At 73.7% G+C, this 16,843-nt stretch carries 21 protein-coding genes; 9 read left to right on the forward strand and 12 right to left on the reverse strand.

Annotation, left to right across the window (positions count from 1 at the left end; genetic code table 11):
* Positions 1-86: 86 nt before the first annotated feature.
* From ACIRS1_RS12785 to ACIRS1_RS12795, 3 genes are all read left to right on the forward strand, one after another.
* Positions 87-1,055: a LysR family transcriptional regulator gene (locus ACIRS1_RS12785; protein WP_402838878.1), complete on the forward strand. Its 969-nt coding sequence runs from the start codon at positions 87-89 to the stop codon at positions 1,053-1,055.
* 169 nt (positions 1,056-1,224) lie between these two features.
* A complete protein-coding gene (locus ACIRS1_RS12790; RefSeq protein ID WP_360219583.1) occupies positions 1,225-2,379 on the forward strand; it encodes an adenosine deaminase in 1,155 nt (384 codons plus the stop codon).
* Positions 2,380-2,595: 216 nt separating this feature from the next.
* Positions 2,596-2,958, forward strand: a complete 363-nt coding sequence (locus tag ACIRS1_RS12795; RefSeq protein WP_402838880.1) for an ATP-binding protein — start codon at positions 2,596-2,598, stop codon at positions 2,956-2,958.
* A 137-nt stretch (positions 2,959-3,095) separates the two neighbouring features.
* Here the strand turns inward: ACIRS1_RS12795 and ACIRS1_RS12800 are convergent, their stop codons facing one another.
* From ACIRS1_RS12800 to ACIRS1_RS12820, 5 genes are all read right to left on the reverse strand, one after another.
* The gene (locus tag ACIRS1_RS12800) at positions 3,096-3,281 is read right to left on the reverse strand and encodes a PspC domain-containing protein (protein WP_360219589.1); all 186 of its coding nucleotides are present in this window, start codon (positions 3,279-3,281) and stop codon (positions 3,096-3,098) included.
* A 347-nt stretch (positions 3,282-3,628) separates the two neighbouring features.
* A complete protein-coding gene (locus ACIRS1_RS12805; RefSeq protein ID WP_402838882.1) occupies positions 3,629-3,946 on the reverse strand; it encodes a hypothetical protein in 318 nt (105 codons plus the stop codon).
* Positions 3,947-4,019: 73 nt separating this feature from the next.
* Positions 4,020-4,142 carry a hypothetical protein gene (locus ACIRS1_RS12810; RefSeq protein WP_402838884.1) on the reverse strand — a complete coding sequence of 41 codons (123 nt, stop codon included), beginning with the start codon at positions 4,140-4,142 and terminating at the stop codon, positions 4,020-4,022.
* Positions 4,130-4,390 carry a hypothetical protein gene (locus ACIRS1_RS12815; RefSeq protein WP_360219598.1) on the reverse strand — a complete coding sequence of 87 codons (261 nt, stop codon included), beginning with the start codon at positions 4,388-4,390 and terminating at the stop codon, positions 4,130-4,132. Before ACIRS1_RS12815 ends, ACIRS1_RS12810 begins: the two co-directional genes overlap by 13 nt.
* Positions 4,390-4,761 carry an ATP-binding protein gene (locus tag ACIRS1_RS12820; RefSeq protein WP_360219601.1) on the reverse strand — a complete coding sequence of 124 codons (372 nt, stop codon included), beginning with the start codon at positions 4,759-4,761 and terminating at the stop codon, positions 4,390-4,392. Before ACIRS1_RS12820 ends, ACIRS1_RS12815 begins: the two co-directional genes overlap by 1 nt.
* 233 nt (positions 4,762-4,994) lie before the next feature.
* On the opposite strand from ACIRS1_RS12820, the gene ACIRS1_RS12825 reads away from it, so the two are divergent.
* The 4 genes from ACIRS1_RS12825 (at position 4,995) to ACIRS1_RS12840 (ending at position 9,383) form a co-directional block, all read left to right on the forward strand.
* Positions 4,995-5,885, forward strand: coding sequence for a helix-turn-helix domain-containing protein (locus ACIRS1_RS12825; RefSeq protein ID WP_402838888.1), 891 nt, complete (start codon positions 4,995-4,997; stop codon positions 5,883-5,885).
* A 10-nt stretch (positions 5,886-5,895) separates the two neighbouring features.
* Positions 5,896-6,096 (forward strand): DUF397 domain-containing protein, encoded by a 201-nt coding sequence (locus tag ACIRS1_RS12830; protein WP_402838891.1) that lies wholly within the window; start codon positions 5,896-5,898, stop codon positions 6,094-6,096.
* A gap of 308 nt (positions 6,097-6,404) precedes the next feature.
* On the forward strand, positions 6,405-7,673 hold the full coding sequence (gene aspS / locus ACIRS1_RS12835; protein ID WP_402838894.1) for an aspartate--tRNA(Asn) ligase: 1,269 nt from the start codon (positions 6,405-6,407) through the stop codon (positions 7,671-7,673).
* A gap of 285 nt (positions 7,674-7,958) precedes the next feature.
* Positions 7,959-9,383, forward strand: coding sequence for a hypothetical protein (locus ACIRS1_RS12840; RefSeq protein ID WP_402838896.1), 1,425 nt, complete (start codon positions 7,959-7,961; stop codon positions 9,381-9,383).
* Between the two features lie 77 nt (positions 9,384-9,460).
* Here the strand turns inward: ACIRS1_RS12840 and ACIRS1_RS12845 are convergent, their stop codons facing one another.
* Positions 9,461-10,030, reverse strand: coding sequence for a hypothetical protein (locus ACIRS1_RS12845; protein WP_402838898.1), 570 nt, complete (start codon positions 10,028-10,030; stop codon positions 9,461-9,463).
* Positions 10,031-10,172: 142 nt separating this feature from the next.
* On the opposite strand from ACIRS1_RS12845, the gene ACIRS1_RS12850 reads away from it, so the two are divergent.
* Positions 10,173-10,856: a PhzF family phenazine biosynthesis protein gene (locus ACIRS1_RS12850; RefSeq protein WP_402838900.1), complete on the forward strand. Its 684-nt coding sequence runs from the start codon at positions 10,173-10,175 to the stop codon at positions 10,854-10,856.
* Here ACIRS1_RS12850 and ACIRS1_RS12855 read toward each other — a convergent pair.
* From ACIRS1_RS12855 to ACIRS1_RS12870, 4 genes are all read right to left on the reverse strand, one after another.
* Positions 10,826-11,440 (reverse strand): VanZ family protein, encoded by a 615-nt coding sequence (locus ACIRS1_RS12855; protein ID WP_402838902.1) that lies wholly within the window; start codon positions 11,438-11,440, stop codon positions 10,826-10,828. The two genes, ACIRS1_RS12850 and ACIRS1_RS12855, sit on opposite strands and share 31 nt — an antisense overlap.
* 143 nt (positions 11,441-11,583) lie before the next feature.
* Positions 11,584-11,931, reverse strand: coding sequence for a hypothetical protein (locus tag ACIRS1_RS12860; RefSeq protein ID WP_402838904.1), 348 nt, complete (start codon positions 11,929-11,931; stop codon positions 11,584-11,586).
* Positions 11,928-13,472, reverse strand: a complete 1,545-nt coding sequence (locus ACIRS1_RS12865) for an ATP-binding protein (protein ID WP_402838906.1) — start codon at positions 13,470-13,472, stop codon at positions 11,928-11,930. The genes ACIRS1_RS12860 and ACIRS1_RS12865 overlap by 4 nt, the downstream gene beginning before the upstream one ends.
* 89 nt (positions 13,473-13,561) lie before the next feature.
* Entirely contained in the window at positions 13,562-14,239 is a 678-nt protein-coding gene (locus ACIRS1_RS12870; protein WP_402838908.1) for a response regulator, read from the reverse strand.
* Positions 14,240-14,797: 558 nt separating this feature from the next.
* Here ACIRS1_RS12870 and ACIRS1_RS12875 point away from each other — a divergent pair.
* Entirely contained in the window at positions 14,798-15,502 is a 705-nt protein-coding gene (locus ACIRS1_RS12875) for a SigE family RNA polymerase sigma factor (protein WP_387901318.1), read from the forward strand.
* A gap of 229 nt (positions 15,503-15,731) precedes the next feature.
* Here ACIRS1_RS12875 and ACIRS1_RS12880 read toward each other — a convergent pair whose 3' ends face one another.
* Positions 15,732-16,340 (reverse strand): ATP-binding protein, encoded by a 609-nt coding sequence (locus ACIRS1_RS12880; protein ID WP_387901263.1) that lies wholly within the window; start codon positions 16,338-16,340, stop codon positions 15,732-15,734.
* 77 nt (positions 16,341-16,417) lie between these two features.
* Positions 16,418-16,834, reverse strand: a complete 417-nt coding sequence (locus tag ACIRS1_RS12885; RefSeq protein ID WP_402838910.1) for a hypothetical protein — start codon at positions 16,832-16,834, stop codon at positions 16,418-16,420.
* Positions 16,835-16,843 lie beyond the last annotated feature (9 nt).

Consider the following 16,843-nt stretch of genomic DNA (forward strand, 5'->3'; position numbering starts at 1 on the left):
GACGTTAGGCGCGCCGGCGCTGATGCGTCCAATGCATCAACAGGGGATCATTGATGCACTGTCGTATGAGTCGAGGTGGTGGCGGGATGGCCGGGGCGGAGCTGCCGGACGGCACGGAGGCGCGGTACCGGGCGGCGGAGTTGGGGCCTGACGAGCCGGCGGTGCTGCTGGCGCCCCGGCTGGCGCAGTTCGCCGCGGTGGCCCGGCTGGAGCACGTGACGCAGGCCGCCGCGCTGCTCGGGGTGCCGCAGCCGACGCTGTCGCGGGCGGTGGCCCGGTTGGAGGAGGAGCTGGGGGTCGGTCTGCTCGCCCGGCAGGGGCGGACGGTCCGGCTGACCAGGGCCGGCCGGCTGCTGCTGGCCTCGGTGGAGCGGGCTCTGGCGGAGGTGGAGCGCGGGGCGGAGGCCGCGCGGGCGGAGGCGGATCCGGAGGTCGGGCGGGTCGCGTTCGGGTTCCTGCACACGATGGGGGCGGACACGGTGCCGGCGCTGCTGGGCGGGTTCCGGGCGGCGCACCCGCAGGTCCGGTTCCAGCTGGTGCAGGACTACGGCGCGGCGATGCTGGAACGGCTGCGGGCCGGGGAGCTGGACCTCTGCCTGGTCGCGCCGCTCCCGGAGGACCCGGCCTTCACGGCCCGCGGGCTGGACGAGCAGCGGCTGTACCTGGTCGTCTCGGTGGACCACCGGCTGGCCGGGCGGCGCCGGATCCGGCTGGCCGAGGTGGCCGACGAGACCTTCGTCGGGCTGGAGCCGGGCTACGGGATGCGCGCGATCACGGACGGGTTCTGCGCCGAGGCCGGGTTCGTGCCGCGGCTGGCCTTCGAGGGCGAGGAGACCGAGACGCTGCGCGGGCTGGTGGCGGCCGGGCTGGGGGTGGCGCTGCTGCCGCCGGCGCTGGTGCCGCGGCCGGGGGTGGTGGAGCTGGAGGTGACGGCGCCGCGCACCCGGCGGGCGATCGGGCTGGCCTGGGCGACGGGGCGGCCGCTGACCCCGCCGGCGGCGGCGTTCCGGGACTTCGTGCTGTCACGGCGGGGCCGCCTGCTGCAGCACGACTGACCGGCGGCCGGGGCGGGTCGCCGGCGGGTCTCCGGCCGGGTCTCAGGTCAGGGGGGGGCTGGCCCGGAGGTGTCGGGCTGGCCCGTGCGGTGGAATTCCGGGTGGACTTTCGCCGAACCGGCCGTGTTGGCGGTGGTGGGTCTACGCGCGTAGGGGCTATATTTCCGCAATGGAGAAGCAGATCCCTGTCACCGCCGCGGGCACCGGCCCGCGCATCCCCACCCCCGACCAGATCCGCCGCGCGCCGAAGGTGCTGCTGCACGACCACCTCGACGGCGGGCTGCGCCCGGAGACGGTCGTCGAGCTGGCCGCCGCGGTCGGCTACGAAGGACTCCCCACCACCGACCCCAAGGAGCTCGGCGAGTGGTTCCGCGAGGCGGCCGACTCCGGCTCGCTGGTCCGCTACCTGGAGACCTTCGCGCACACCTGCGCCGTGATGCAGACCCGTGAGGCCCTGATCAAGGTCGCCGCCGACTGCGCCGAGGACCTGGCCGCCGACGGCGTCGTCTACGCCGAGGTCCGCTACGCCCCCGAGCAGCACCTGGAGGCCGGCCTCTCCCTGGACGAGGTCGTCGAGGCCGTCAACGAGGGCTTCCGGCTCGGCGAGGCCAACGCCCGCGCAGCCGGCCACCGGATCCGCGTCGGCACCCTGCTGACCGCGATGCGGCACGCCGCCCGCTCCACCGAGATCGCCGAGCTGGCCAACCGCCACCGCGACCAGGGCGTCGTCGGCTTCGACATCGCCGGCGCCGAGGCGGGCCACCCGCCGACCCGCCACCAGGCCGCCTTCGACTACCTCAAGGGCGAGAACAACCACTTCACCATCCACGCGGGTGAGGCCTTCGGCCTGCCGTCGATCTGGGAGGCCCTGCAGTGCTGCGGCGCCGACCGGCTCGGCCACGGCGTGCGGATCGTCGACGACATCACGGTGGGCGAGGACGGCAGCGTCCAGCTCGGTCGGCTGGCCGCGTACGTGCGCGACAAGCGCATCCCGCTGGAGATGTGCCCCACCTCCAACCTGCAGACCGCGGCCGCGACCTCGTACGCCGAGCACCCGATCGGTCTGCTCAGCCGGCTGAAGTTCCGGGTCACCGTGAACACCGACAACCGCCTGATGAGCGGCACCAGCATGAGCCGGGAGTTCGGCCACCTGGTCGAGGCCTTCGGCTACACGCTGGGGGACATGGAGTGGTTCACGGTGAACGCGATGAAGTCGGCGTTCCTGCCGTTCGACGAGCGCCTGGCGATGATCAACGACGTGATCAAGCCGGGGTACGCCGAGCTCAAGGCCGAGTGGCTGTTCAGCGCCGGCGTCGCCGGCTGAACGGTCCGGACGGACCCGGTCGTCGGGTGAACACCAGCGCTTCGAACGGGAGTTGGTGTTCATCCGACGACTCACTCGGCTGAGTGAACGCCCTTTGGTCCTGACGCGACCCGCTCACTACGGTGTGCCAGTCATTGCTGACGAGCCGTGGTGGCGGTCGCCCTCCGGCGATCGTGCGCGCCGTCGGCCACCGACGAGGACCCAAGGGGTAGAACCATGAAGCAGGCTCTGAAGGCCGCCGGCACCGCGGCGCTCGGCATCGCGATCGCGGCGGTGGGCGCCGGCACCGCGTCCGCCGACGCACCCGCGCCCGGCGGTGTCGGGCTGCCCACCAGCACCCTGACGAACCCCGCGGTGACCGGCGCGGTCGCCGACACGGCGTCCAAGCTGCCCGGCGGCGACAAGGTCACCGGCACGCTCGGCACCCTCGCCCCGACCGCGGGCCGGGCCGCCCCGGCCGCCGAGGCGCCCGTCGCGGGCGTGACCAACCGCGGCGCGGTCCCGACCATCCCGGGCGTCGACAAGACCCCCATCGGCGGGCTGACCAACACCCTGCCGCTGCCGGGCCTGACCGGCTGACCGAACCGCCGGTACGGCGACGGGCCGCCCCCCCGGTGATCCCGGGGCGGGCGGCCCGTCGCCGTCCGGGGCCGCCGGCGCGGCTCCCGGGGGTCACGGCCCCGGTTTCACGGGTTCCGTGCGTCGCGGCCCCGGTGTCACGGCTCCTGGGGGAGCAGGATCCAGAGGGCCAGGTAGACCAGGCACTGCAGCCCCGGCAGGATGATCGAGATCAGGAAGATCAGCCGGACGGTCCACGGCGTCACGCCGAAGCGCTCGGCGATCCCGGCGCAGACGCCGGCGATGACGCGGTTGTGGCGGGGGCGGGCGAGGCGGGCGCTCATGGTGTGCTCCGTGAGGTGGCGTCCGGTCCGGGCGGTCCGGCGGGCGTACTCCAACTCTCCTTGCCCGCAGGCCCGATCGCGTCCACCTGGCAGTCGATTCGGTACCCCGCCGGATCACCGGGGAGGCGTAGCCGGACATCGGGGTTTACCTCAGGGTCCACCCGGAGGTGGGGCGGCCGGGTCGGGCGGGGGTGGCGTGGAAAGTCGGTCCGGCCGACTTCCCGCGCGTCGGGAGGGCGGGGTCCGCCCACCGGGGTGGGGTGACAAGGGTGCAATCGGAGAGCGGGTGGAGCAGGACGTCGGACGGGCCGACTTTCCGCGCTGAGCTCGCACCCGCCCTGCGGGGGTCACGGGGTGGGCGGTCCGGGGGCCGGTCCGGGAGCGGGGTTGAGGCGGGTGGCGGGCCAGGCCGTGTTGCGGCCGGCGGCCTCGCGGTAGGCGATCCGCTGGACGGCCGTGAGCAGGCGGTAGAGGTCGAGGGCGACGACGGAGTGGTCCGCCTCGAATCCGAGGCGGTGCAGGAAGGCTTCGAGCCGCGGCCAGTCGAAGTCGTCCGGCACGGCGGGGACGCCCGCGGTCGGGGCGTAGTCGCGGAAGGCGGCGGCGACCGCGTAGTGCGTCGCGGCGAGGGCGTTGCGGAGCGGGCACGGCTGGGGTTCGGGCATGACGGGGCCCTTCGGAGAGGGGGAGAGGCGGCCGGGGCGGCGGCCGCCCGGGGAGAGGCGGGGGATGGGGCGGTCAGGCGGACTCGTCCTCGTCGCTTGGCCTGGCGACGTTGAGGGCCGTGACGACGCCGAGGGCGACCGTGGCGATCGCGAGGGCGAGGAGGACGGCGAAGGCCGTGGCGATCAGGAAGCGCACGGGTCGTCGCCGGTGCGCTCGGCGTCGAGCAGGAGGGTCAGGAGGTTGAGCAGCGTGGTCACGGGCGCGGTGCCGAAGCGGACGAGCACACGGCCGTCGAGGGTGCGGTCGGTGGTGGCGGACGGCCAGACCAGGCCGAACCGGCGGCCGCGCTCGTCGAGTTCGGCGATGAGGGCCCTCGCGTGGGCCTCGGTGTAGAAGCGGACGCGCGGATCGGTCGGCTTCATCGGGCGGCGGTGGACGGGCATCAGGCGGCCTCCAGCTCGAACCAGATGGACTTGCCCCGGGTGCGGACGTCGGCGCCGAAGCGGTGGGTCAGGGAGCGGACCAACTGGAGCCCCCGGCCGGAGAGTTCGTACGGATCGGCGGAGTCGCGCTGCTCGGGGAGATCCGGGCTGCCGTCGCAGACCGAGACGCGCAGACGCTTGTCGAGCAGGGCGAGGACGACCAGGGGAGCCGGGCTGCCGCCGTGCTTCCAGGCGTTCACGAAGAGCTCGTGGAGGGCGAGTTCGGCGTCGAAGATGACGTCCGGCGGCCAGCCGGAGGAGGAGAGCAGGTCGCGCAGCTCCTCGCGGGCGGCGGACCAGTCGGGGGGTTCGGGCGAGGTGAAGGCACGCACGGAGAACCTCCGGGAGAGGAGAGGGAGTTCAGGCGAAGCGTGACCGTGAGCCAGGCCGGGCGAGGCTGCTCTGCGGCGCCTGGAACGGCATTACTGACGCTCCGTCATGTGATCGGTGCAACACTGAGAGTAGGGGGACGGTTGGCAATGTTGCAAGCCGATCCGCGAGACCTCCTAGACTGCCGTCACTCGTTGGTGTGTGGCGTCGCACAGGTGGACAGGAAAGGACAGCCGTGGGGTACAAGGGCCCGATCAGCCAGCGACAGCGCCGCTTTGGTGAAGAGCTGCAACGTTTGCGTGCGGCGGCGGGATTGTCCGCGCCGGAGGCCGGCGCGCTGGTCGGCATGAAGGGACCGGCGGTGAGTCACACCGAAGCCGGTCGGATCACGCTCAATCCCGAGCGCCTGGAAACCTGGCTCGATGCGTACGGATGTACTGATCCCGCCTATCGCGCGACGCTTGCGGAGATGGGCCGCAGCACTGGCAAGGGCTGGTGGACGCAGTTCGAGGGGCAGGTGCCGGACCTTGCCCTCGATCTGGCGGAGCTGGAGGATCGGACTGTCCATCTGGACAGCTACGACACGCTGTACATTCCGGGGCTCCTCCAGTTGCCGGCCTATACGGAGGCCATCTACCAGGATTCCTATCGAAACGCCCGCTGGGACGTGGATACCGCAGTCCGGTTCCGCATGGAACGGCAGCAGATTCTTACTGGCGGCAAGCGGCGAACGTTCCGCTTCGTGATCCACGAGGCCGCGCTGCGGATGCGGTTCTCCGGTGATGCCGTTCTGAGGGCCCAGCTACTGCACCTGGTCGAGATGGCGCAGCTCCCCAACGTCACCATCCAGGTGCTGCCGTTCACAGCCCCAAGGCATGCGCCGCTCTCATCCTCGTTCCTGTTCTGTGACCCGGGCTGCATGGATCTGGCCACGATCGTGATCTCTGGGCCCAAGCGCGCTGAACACTTTGGTGATCCGTCCGACATCGCGGCCTACCATGAGAAGTTCCAGCAGTTGCGCGACCTTGCGCTCCCCGCCGTGGATGGCGGTGCGTCCTTGCGTAAGCTCCACTCCCGTGACTCGTGGGGAATCATCCAGCATCTTCTCTACATGCTCCAGACCTGAAAGGGATCCGATGTCCCACCTCTCTTGGCAGAAGTCGTCATTCAGTGACGCGGACGGTGCCGACAACTGCCTCGAAGTCGCGTCTGGCACCGGAGGCCTGCGCCATCTCCGTGAGTCGGATGACCCGGGCATCGTGATCACGACCGATGCCGCCAAGCTCCGGGCCCTCGTCCTCGGGGTCAAGGCCGGCGAGTTCGACCACCTGATCTAACTCGCTTGCGGGGCCCGCCTCCCCGACCTAGCCTCCTCTCCAACGCTTCGAGGGAGCCGAGTACCTCCGGGAACCGTGAGCCGAGAGAGCCGCCGATCGCTGTGAAGGCGGCCTCACGCCCCGGAGGGAAGACACTCCTGAGCGCGGGGAGGAAATGCCCCGCCGGCCGGCCCCCGTCACCAGGCCACGACGAGGCCGCCGCCCCCCGCGGCGGCGGCGAAAGTGCGGTGGCACCGCGAGTCCCCTTCTCGCCCGCACTCCCAAGGGATCACCACGACGCCCCGTGGAGGGCCGCGATGATCCACCCGATGACCGCCCGTGTCCTGGCCGCCGAACTACCCGGCCACATCGGCGAGACCGTTGAACTCTCCGGCTGGCTGCACCGCCGCCGGGCCCTGAAGTCCGTCACCTTCCTCGTCCTCCGGGACCGCTCCGGCCTGGCCCAGGTGGTCGCCGCGGGCCCCACCGCGAACCTGCCGGAGGAGACCGTGCTGCGGATCCGCGGCACGGTCACGGCCAACCCCCAGGCGCCGAACGGCGTCGAGCTGACCTCCCCGGTGGTCGAGGTGCTCTCCAGCCTCGCCGAGGCGCCGCCGTTCAGCCTCTTCCGGCCCACCGTGGAGGCCGCGCTGCCGGTCGTCCTGGACGGCGCCCCGGTCACCCTGCGCCACCCCCGGCTGTCCGCGCCGCACCGGATCTCGGCGGCGTCCGTCGCCGGGTTCCGCGCCACCCTCGACGGCCTGGGCTTCACCGAGATCCACACGCCCAAGGTGGTGTCCTCGGCCACCGAGTCCGGCGCGGAGGTCTTCGCACTCGACTGGTTCGGCCGTTCCGCCTACCTGGCGCAGTCGCCGCAGTTCTTCAAGCAGGCGATGGTCGGGGTGTTCGAGCGGGTCTACGAGACCGGGCCGGTGTTCCGGGCCGAACCGCACGACACGGCCCGCCACTTGGCGCAGTACACCAGCCTCGACGCCGAACTAGGCTTCATCGCCGACCACCGCGAGGTGATGGCGGTGCTGCGCGAGGTGCTGGCCGGGATGGTCGCCTCCGTCGCCGCCCGGGCCGCCTCCTCCGTCGAGCTGCTGGGGGTACGCCTGCCCGAGGTCCCGAGGGAGATCCCGCAGCTGCACTTCGCCGAGGCGATGCGGATGCTGGGCGTCGACGAGCCGGACCTCTCCCCGGCGCACGAGCGGTGGCTGAGCGCGTGGGCGCTGCGCGAGCACGGCAGCGAGTTCCTGTTCGTGGTCGGCTACCCGATGCGCAAGCGGCCGTTCTACACCCACCCGGAGCCGGGCCGCCCGGAGTACTCCAACAGCTTCGACCTGCTCTTCCGCGGGCTCGAACTGGTCACCGGCGGGCAGCGGCTGCACCGGTACGAGGACTACCTGGCGGCGCTGGCGGCGCGGGGCGAGCCGGTCGGACCGTACGCGGGCTACCTGCGGTCCTTCGCGCACGGCATGCCGCCGCACGGCGGGTTCGCGCTCGGCCTGGAGCGCTGGACGGCCCGGCTCACCGGGGCGGACAACGTCCGCCGCACCGCGCTCTTCCCGCGCGACGTGCACCGCCTGACACCCTGACGGCCGCGCGCCCAGACACCCCGACACCCTGACGGCACCGGTCGGGCCACCGGCCCGACCGGTGCCCCCACCGGGCCGAGTGCGGGCGGAAACACTGTTCCCCCACCCGACACCGGCCGGTCGAAACCCTGTGGCGGAGTGGTCGGACCACCCCGATATGATTCCGCCGACGCTGGTGGTTGGGGGGCAGGACCGGCGGCGCCTTCACGGCGTGGAAACGGCCCCTCCCTTCCTGTGATTTCACACGCTTGTCGGGATCAGCCCGAATTCCTCCGTGAGGTTCCATTGCGCAACCAGCCCCGCAGACTCCTCGCCGCCGCCGCCGCTGCCACCCTGGTCTCCGGTCTGGCGCTGGCCTCGGCACCCGCCGCGTCCGCGGCGCCCGTCGCCACCGCGACCCCCACGGCCGACCCGGGCCCGCACGGCAAGGCCTCCCCGGTCCAGGTCACGGTGAACGGCTTCCCCGAGACCGTCCGGACCGGGACCGCCGTCGAGTTCACCGCCACTCTCAGGAACACCGCCGACCACGCGGTCGACGCCGAGACCGCCGTCAGCTTCTCCGGCGTCGACGGCGGCCTCCAGCAGTCCCAGCTCAAGCTGGAGTTCCAGCGCCCCGGCGGATCGTCGTGGCAGGACGCCCGGCCGACCGGCGGCCAGGCCCCCGGCGCCTCGTGGGAGCTGGACGGCACCGCCGCGCCGCTGCACCTGGCGGCCGGCGCCTCGGCCGACTACCGGCTGCGGCTCACCCTCGGCGCCGACGCCCACCCGGGCCGTGCCGCGGGCGGCCTCGGCGCGAAGGTGACCGACCCGACCCTGCCGGTGGACCAGCGCACCACCTTCGCCAACGGCGGCACCCCCAACTTCACCGTGGTGGACGCCAACCCGACCACGCGGCCGACCCCGGCCGGGCTGGCCGACCTCGCCGTCGAGGGCGTGCCGGCCACCTTCACCGCGGGCGGCCCGGCCAAGCCGTTCCGGCTGGTCCTCGCCAACCGCACCGGCACGGACCTGCGGGTGCTCCCGTGGATCGTGCTGCAGGGGCAGAACGTCGTCCGGGCCTCCTCGGTCCGGCTGGAGTTCCAGACCCAGGACGGCCGGTGGCTGCCCGGCACGCCCGAGGAGTGGGAGATCCCCGGCACCCAGCTGGCCGTGTGGCTGCGGACCGGGAACCAGGACGCCGACGCCGTCACCGTCCCCAAGGGCGAGACCCGGACGGTCAACGTCCGGCTGGCCTTCACCCGGGACACCCCGGCCGGCGCCGAGTCGGTCACGGTCAACGGCGGCAGCCTGCCCGGCCCCGGCGAGACCCAGAACGGGACCACCAGCCCCCGGATCGACTTCGCGATCGAGGCTCCGGCGGGCGGCACCGGGACTCCGGCCCCCGCCACCAGCCCCGCCGGCGCGGCGCCCGCCCCGACCCTGCCGGCCGTACCGCCGAGCGTCCCGGCCGCCCAGGCCGCCGTGCCGGTCCTCCCGGTCGTGCAGGCCACCACCGCGGTGCCCAGCCCGGTCGCCGACGACGCCCCGCGGGTCGTCGCCGCGGCCCCGGCCGCGCCCGCCCCGATCGTGGCGACGGACGACCGGCTGGCCTCCACCGGTGGCGGCCCCTCCTCCGCCCCGATGGCCATCACCGGTGCCACCGCGATCGTCCTCGGCCTGGGCACCCTGGTGGCGCACCGCCGCAAGGGTGCGCACCGCGCGGGGAAGTGACCCGGAACGGCCGAAGGCCCGTCGGCCACCGCTGATCAGCGGTGACCGACGGGCCTTCGGCCGTTCGGGACGGCGGATCAGCCGGCCGGGTGCGGCGGCTGCGCCGGGGGAGCGGGCTGCGCGTACGGGTTGTCCGCCACCGGCTGGGCCGGCGGGGCGTACGCCGCGGCCTGCGGAGCCGGTGCGCCCGGCTGCGGGGCGTACGGCGCTGCGGCCTGCGGCGGGACGCCCTGGCCGGGCTGCGGGGCGTACGCCGGCTGCGGGGCGTTCGGGTTGTACGGGGCCTGCGCGGGCGCGTTCGGGTCGAAGCCGGCCGGCGGGCCGTACGGCGCGCCCGGCGGGACGGGCTGCTGGGCCTTGGCGTTGCCGCGCTCGACGATGGCCTTCACCGAGTGGACGATCAGGGCGATCGGCAGGATGAACGCCTTGAAGAAGATCTCGTACCGGCCGCCCTCGAAGACGAACGCGAGGTAGTAGGCGTACCCCAGGAATCCGAGACCGACGAGGACGTTGAGGATCCGCCAGCCGATTTTCAGGCCGCCGCCGAGGTTGAGCGCTCCGAGGACGAGCATGGCGACGCCGCTGAAGGCCAGCGCGACGACGTACCAGGAGAAAAGCGGCTCGGCGCTGAAGTCGAGGTTGTTCAAGAAGGATTCCCGGGGAAGCGGAGAAAACGGCGGAGCCGTTGGGGACGACAGCGCACAGTACTGGAGGCGGCCGACATCCGTCGCCGTGTTTTCGTCACGGAGTAGTTGCGCTGCTCCGGAACGGCAATTGACGAGGTGGGAAATGACTGCGTATGAGGTGCTGCGGGTCTTTTGCGGTCCCGACGGCGGGCACGGCAACGAGCTCGGCGTGGTGCGGGACGGCGCCGCGCTGCCGGGCCGGGCGGAGCGGCAGGCGTTCGCGCGGCAGCTCGGCTTCAGCGAGACGGTGTTCGTCGACGACCCGGAGCGCGGGGAGGTCGACATCTACACCCCGACCCTGCGCCTGCCGTTCGCCGGCCACCCCTGCGTGGGCGCCGCCTGGCTGCTCGGCGCGGACCGGCTGGTCACCCCGGCCGGGGAGGTCGCGGCCCGGCACGACGGCGGGCTGACCAGGATCGCGGCGCGCCCCGAGTGGGCCCCGCCGCGGACCCTGCGCCGGTACCGCTCGGCGGCCGAGGTGGAGGCGCTGGAGGTGCCGCCGCCGGGGGAGTGGATCTACGCCTGGGCCTGGCAGGACGAGGCGGCCGGCACCGTCCGTGCGAGGGCCTTCCCGGGGCGGGACGACGGGATCGACGAGGACGAGGCGACCGGTGCCGCGGCCCTGCTGCTCACCGCGCGCCTCGGGCGGGCGCTGACCGTCACCCAGGGCCGGGGTTCGCAGCTGCTGACCGGCCCGCGTCCGGACGGCCTGGTCGAGGTCGGCGGTCGGGTCTGCCGGGTGGCGGCGGGCGGGGCTCAGCGGGCTGGCGGGGTCGGCTCGGCGTAGGCGCGGGGCCGGGCCCGCACCGGGGCGACGGGGGCGGTGACGGCGGGCACCGGCGGGCCGACCAGGGTGGTCACCTGGGGTGCGCGCACCCGCGGCCGCCGCTCGCGCAGCAGCCGCCGCAGACCGGGGACGAGCGTCAGGTGGGTGGCGGCCACGCCGATCACGGCGAAGAGTATGTGGTCGACGTTGAGGACGTGCCCGGGCGTCCAGGAGGAGAGGAACTCCAGGCCGGTCGCCAGCAGGGCGGAGACACCGGTGGTGCGCAGGAAGGACGGCAGCCAGGGGGCCCGCAGCCGGCCGCCGGCCAGCGGCAGCAGCACGCCGAGCGGGGCCAGCAGGACGAACTCGCCGGCCACCTGCCAGGCGGTGGAGGAGCGCAACGAGGCCAGCGGCGTCAGGTTGGCGTCGTACACCCAGGCCACCGGGAGCGGCCGCAGCACCACCAGCCAGAGCACCAGCGCCAGGTGGCAGGCCAGGCCCGCCAGACCCGCCGAGCGGAGGGATCGGTGGACGGCCGCCGCCGGCCGGGTCTCGGTCCGCGCGCCGGAACGCTGGTCGCGTGTCCTGGTGCCATCTCGCTGCACGGGGGGAAGGACGTGGACCGGTGGCGCGGTGGTTCCACCCCGGGCGTGAACATTCCAGGACGCGCCCCCGGCGCCCGGAACCGAGCCCGGACCGCTCCCGGAACCGAGCCCGGACCGCGCCCGGCGCGGTCCCCGGACCCGCCCTAGCGGCAGGGCGCGGCCGTCGGGACGGCGCTGAACACGTTGTCCGGCGGAGGGCTGCCCGGGGTCACCACCACCGGCGACGGGCTCGGGGAGGCACCGGACTTGGCCGCGCCGCGCGCCGCGGTCGGGGTGGGCGAGGCGGGGGACGGCGTGGCCAGGGCGGTGGGCACGTGCGGGGTGGCGGTCGGGCAGGCCGTCCGGCTGGCCGGGGCGCCCGCGTCCACCGGGACGGCGGTCGGCCGGATGCCGCAGCCGGTGGCCAGCGCGAGCAGGAGGAGGGCGCCGCAGGCGCGGCGCAGGGTGCTGCCGGTCGGGGTGGTGCCGGTCGGGGAGGTGGGGGAGGTCACGAGGCGTCCTTGTTCTGGGCTGCGTCGCCGACGGGGCCGTCGACGGCGCCGTCCGCGGACGGCGGAGGCGGCGGAGCCAGCGGCAGCGTCAGCGTGAACACCGCCCCGACCTCCCCGTTCGCCGCGGTGATCGTCCCCCCGTGTATCTGCGCGTTGGCCATCGCGATCGACAGCCCCAGGCCACTGCCCTCCGAGCGGGCCCGTCCCCGGTCCGCCTTGTAGAACCGGTCGAAGACGTGCGGCAGCACGTCCTCCGGGATGCCCGGGCCGCTGTCGGAGACCTCGACCCGGACGGAGCCGCCGCTCTCGCGGACCTTGACCCGCACCGGCGAGCCGCCGTGCTTGAGGGCGTTGCCGATCAGGTTGGCGAAGACCACGTCGAGCCGTCGCGGGTCGACCACGGCCAGGATGCCGCGCGGGGCGTCCAGTTCGACGGCGTCGTACCAGGCCCGGCCGTCGATGCAGGACATGATGAGGTCGGCGATGTCCACCTCGTCGGCGACCAGCTTGGCGGTGCCCGCGTCGAAGCGGGTCACCTCCATCAGGTTCTCGACCAGGTCGGACAGCCGGCGGGTCTCGCTCACCACGAGCCGGACGGCCGGCTCGATCATCGGGTCCAGCGACTCGGCCTCGTCCTCCAGGATGTCGGTGACGGCGGTCATCGCGGTGAGCGGGGTGCGCAGCTCGTGTGACATGTCGGCGACGAACCGCCGGCTCTGCGCCTCGCGCGCGCTCAGCTCCTCGACCTGCTCGTGCAGCGACTCCGCGGCCCGGTTGAACGTCCGCGCCAGGTCGGCTAGTTCGTCGGAGCCCTCGACCTCCAGCCGGGTGTCCAGGTGGCCCTCGCCGAGCCGCCGGGCGGCGTCCCCGAGCCGCTTGACCGGCCGCAGCACGGTGGACGAGGCGGCCTGGGCGAGCAGCGCCGAGCCGATCAGCGCCAGCAGGGTGGCGATGGCCAGGGACCAGCCCAGCGTGTTGAGGTCGGCCCGCTCGTTCTCCAACGACTTGAACATGTACGCCGTCGGGCCGGTCGGCACCACCTTGGTGCCGCCGATCACGAACGGCCGGCCGTCCAGGTTCTGCCGCTGCCAGTACAGGTGGTACGGGTACGGGTTGGTGTCGGTGATCTCGCGGGGCTTGGCGACGGTGGACTGCAGCGGGGTCGGGACGTCGGCCAGCGTGAAGCGCCCCGGGTCGGAGGAGGCGCTGCACTCCGGGTGGGCCGGATCGACCACCACGACGTCGTAACTCAGCCCGGAGCTGGCGACGCTGGTCGCGAGCGAGACGAGGTCCGGGCAGCTCGCGTTCAGCGGCAGCTCGGAGACGTTGCGGCTGAGCGAGACGCGGAAGTCGTTGAGTGCGGTGTCCTGGGCGCGCTTGAGCACCGCGTCGCGGTTCAGCCAGTAGGCGATGCCGGAGGCCGACACGGCGGCGAGCAGCGCGACCGCGGCGAACACCGCGATCAGCCGCACCCGCAGGGAGCGCAGCCGGCGCCACCGGCCGGTGGCGAAGCGCCGGGTCGTCGTCTGTTGGTCAGTCACGGGAGCCTGTCGTCGTACGGGAGTTCATGCCGGGGTGCCGGGTGGTGCCGGGGTGGTGCGGGGAGGGCGCGGGAGGCCGCACCGGGCGCTCAGGCCGGCGGGTCGAGCCGGTAGCCCACCCCGCGCACGGTGCGGATCAGCGTCGGCGCGGACGGCACGTCCTCGACCTTCGCCCGGAGCCGCTGGACGCAGGCGTCCACCAGCCGGGAGTCGCCCAGGTAGTCGTGCTCCCAGACCAGCCGCAGCAGCTGCTGGCGGGAGAGCGCCTGGCCGGGCCGGCGGCTGAGTTCCAGCAGCAGGCGCAGTTCGGTCGGAGTGAGCTGGAGGTCCTGGCCGTCCTTGGTGACGGTCATCGCCGCGCGGTCGATCACCACGGTGCCGTACGCGGAGGAGTCGGAACTCTCCCGCTCACCGCGGCGCAGCACCGCCCGGATCCGGGCGTCCAGCACCCGCGGCTGCACCGGCTTGACCACGTAGTCGTCTGCGCCGGACTCCAGGCCGACCACCACGTCGATGTCGTCCGAGCGTGCGGTCAGCAGGATGATCGGCAGCTGGTCGCTGCGCCGGATCCGGCGGCAGACCTCGAAGCCGTCGATCCCGGGCAGCATCACGTCCAGCACGATCAGGTCGGGCCGCTGCTCCTTGAAGAGCCTCAGACCGTCCTCGCCGGAGGCGGCGGTGGCCACGCGGTGGCCCTGGCGGGTGAGGGCGAGTTCGAGGCCGGTCCGGATGGCGTCGTCGTCCTCGATCAGTAGGAGGAAAGGCACGGCCCCATTTTGGCCCACCGGAAGCGTCGAATCACCCCCCGGACGGGCCCCCGGGCACGCGGGAACCGGAACGACCGCCACCGGCGTCCGGTACGGAGGGAGGCGGACCGGGACGAAAGGCCCGCCCCTGTGACACCCCTGTGACAGTCGGCGGACAGCGCCATCACAACCGCCGGGCAGGATTTTCCATGTCGCCGCAGGACAGCGGGCCAACCCGGCCGGCTGGAAGGCGGCAACAGGAACCGCTCGTACCGACCCAGGGGGCGCACCATGAACGCCATGCTTCAGACCCGGACCAACCCGGCTGTCCGCACCGCGCGTTCGTCAGTGGCCACCCACCGGACCCGGTACGAGGTCAGGACCGACGAGAACTCCGGTGCCGTGACCGTACGGGGGTGCGCGCACAGCACCGGTGGAAACCCTGTCGCCCGCCGGGTGAGCGGCGGCGGCAGGACGGGGGAGCTGTACGGGATCGGCCGGGTGGGGAACGCGGCCGACTCCGCCAACACCCTCACGCTGCGGGGGATCCTCCCCGTCCGCGTCGAGGGCAAGGACGCCCTGGGGGGTACCGGGGGGAACCGGGGTACCGGGGGGAACGGCCTGCGGACGGTCGGCTCGGGGGAGTCGGCCGGACGCGCGGCCGCCGGTGCGACGCTGCTGCGGCTGAACCCCGCACCGGCCCGCGCCGACGAGGCGGGACAGGGAGACGCGCAGGGGGAGCACCCGGCCGTCGCGGAGGACCACATCACGGAGTTCACCGCGTATGTGCGCGAGCGCCGCGCCTCCCTGTACGCCACGGCGTACCACCTGACCGGTGACCGCTACGAGGCCGAGGACCTGCTGCAGAGCGCGCTCTTCAGCACCTACCGGGCCTGGGGCCGGATCACCGACAAGGCCGCGGTCGGGGGCTACCTCCGCCGCACCATGACCAACCTGCACATCTCCGCCTGGCGGCGCCGCAAGGTCAACGAGTACCCGACCGAGGAGCTGCCGGAGACGGCCGGCGACACCGACGCGATGGGCGGCACCGAACTGCGCACCGTGCTCTGGCAGGCGCTGGCGAAGCTGCCGGAGAACCAGCGGACCATGCTGGTGCTGCGGTACTACGAGGGCAAGACCGACCCGGAGATCGCCGACGTGCTGGCGATCAGCGTCGGCACCGTCAAGAGCAGCATCTGGCGCGCGCTGCGCCGCCTGCGCGAGGACGAGCACCTGAACAAGTCGGGCGACACCGTCCGGGCGTTCGGCGAGCTGGTCGCCTGACGCGGGGCGCGCGAGGAGAGGGACTCCCGTCGGGGGACGGGTAGCGGACGGTCGAGGTGCGTGAACGCCGGCTCGGGGGAGCGGTGACCACGCGGCCCGGACCGTCCGGGGAAGGCGACGGGCCCGGTGCGGGGGAGACGCACCGGGCCCGTCGTTCTGCTGTTCGCGTTGCCGGGCCGCCGGGCCGTTCCGCTGCCCGGGCCGCAGGGCGGCGGGCCCGCCCGGGTGTTCAGACGGCGGACAGCTCCCGCCGCCCCGCGGCCGCGCGGATCCGGCGTTCGGCCTCCGGGCCCGCGCACGGGTAGGAGCCGAGGGTGACCTGCCGTCCGACGATGGACCGCTCGGCGCGCATCAGCCGCCAGCCGCGGCGCACCAGCACCGGCAGCGACTTGCGGCCCTCCCGGACGTCCCGGCGAAGCCGGCGCCAGGCCGTGGTGAGCGCGCCGTTGCGCAGGCACAGGGCGTCCCCGAGGAGCCCCTCGGCGGCGCACTCGGCGGTGATCTCGGCGGCGAAGATGCCCTCGGCGATGAACGCGGGGGCACCGGCGAGGTCCAGGGGGCGGGTGCCGATCCGGCCGTTGTCCGGGATCGAGTACACCGGGACGTCGACCCGGCCGGTCTCGTGGAGGCTGCGGATCGCGGCGACGGCCTGGTCGCGGTGCCAGGCGAGCGGGGAGTCCCAGTCGACCGCGCCGTCCGGCAGCAGCGGCAGGGTGGGGTCGTCCCCGTCCTTGTAGAAGTCGTCCAGCTGGAGCACCGGCAGTCCGCTGCGCTCGGCGAGCGAGGACTTCCCGGAACCGGAGGGACCGGACAACAGGACGACCCGGGCGCGGGTCATCGGCACAGGGTTCAGCGGGGCGTCACTCACGGGACACCAGTCTGACGCATCGGGGCCCGATGCCGAAACCGGTCGGGTCACACCTTCTGTTGCGGCTGCTGCGAGTTCGGGTCGGCGAGGGCGGCGTGGACCATCGGCAGGTAGCGGCTGTCGACCTGGAGGAAGACCGGGGCGCCGTCGCCGGGCGGCCGGTAGGCGGTGGCGGCCCAGTCCTGGTCGTGCCACACGTCGGGCTCGGGGTCGTGGAAGGTGCCGCCGGCGGGGAGCTCGATCCGGCCCGGGCGGGTGTCGAAGGTCACGGTGGCGGCCCCGGGCGTGATGCGCAGCCGGCCGTTGACGTAGGCGGGCTGCCAGCCGGGGCGGTCGGACCGCGCCGAGCAGGGCACCCGTACCGTCCGGCCGGCGGCCAGCCGGCGCCGGGTGCGGGCCACGTGCAGGCGGCGGACGAAACCGTCCGCGAACAGCGCCATCAGCTCGCCGACGAACTCTCCCACGGCGTCCCC

This window comes from Kitasatospora sp. NPDC101176 (assembly GCF_044768035.1).
In the GTDB taxonomy this organism is placed as follows: domain Bacteria; phylum Actinomycetota; class Actinomycetes; order Streptomycetales; family Streptomycetaceae; genus Kitasatospora.